This is a genomic window from Mycobacterium helveticum, from assembly GCF_007714205.1.
Classification (GTDB): domain Bacteria; phylum Actinomycetota; class Actinomycetes; order Mycobacteriales; family Mycobacteriaceae; genus Mycobacterium; species Mycobacterium helveticum.
This window is the reverse complement of sequence record NZ_VMQU01000327.1, coordinates 1-759: the sequence shown is the minus strand read 5'-3', so window position 1 is coordinate 759 and position 759 is coordinate 1. Positions and strand designations below refer to the sequence as shown.

The 759-nt window shown below is 61.7% G+C and carries 1 pseudogene; it reads right to left on the bottom strand.

Annotation, left to right across the window (positions count from 1 at the left end):
* Positions 1 to 74: 74 nt before the first annotated feature.
* A pseudogene (locus FPZ47_RS27745) lies at positions 75 to 681 on the bottom strand (IS5 family transposase); the annotation flags it as partial.
* Positions 682 to 759 lie beyond the last annotated feature (78 nt).

Here is a 759-nt window from a genome sequence, read left to right as displayed (position 1 = left end):
GAGATTATTTCGAGGTCGCTTTGACAAGATAGCGACGACCGAACGCCCGGTGTATCAACGCAGATGAGGATCTGCTACTTGAGACAGGCAAGCTCCACCGCAGATAAAGCCATCGAATGGATCACGGCGCAGGCCAGCAGTACACCGCCGAGGTATGTTAGGGCGTACTTGTCGTAGCGGGTCGCGATGCCGCGCCACTGCTTGAGCCGATTGAAGCCACGTTCGACGGTGTTGCGCAGCGCGTAGATCTCGGCGTCGAACGCCGGTGGGCGGCCGCCGGCGGATCCCTTGGCCTTGCGGCGGTCGATCTGATCTCGACGTTCGGGAATCGTGTGCTTGATTCTGCGGGAACGCAATTGGGTACGGGTGCTCGGATGCGAATACGCCTTGTCGGCGAGCAACCGGAAATCGTCAGCGGACTGGTCTGAATCCCTGCATGTCGCGGCGTAATCATCGAGCAGCGCCATCAATTGCGGGTTGTCGCCGGCTTGGCCGGCGGTGAGCCGGACCGCCACGGGAGCTTCGCGAGGATCAGTCAGCGCGTGGATCTTGGTGGTCAGCCCGCCGCGGGAACGCCCGATCGCATGATCGTCGGGCTCATCGGCAGATTTCTTGTAATTCGAATTCGACAGTGCCCCCTGTGCACAACGTGTCCGAACGGGCGCCCGCCGAGTGTTGATGGGGCTCTGCGGAAATGAGCGTGCAGCAGTGGTTGGCGGATATCCGCGGTGGGGGTTCGTGTCGTTGAGCTGAGGTGGG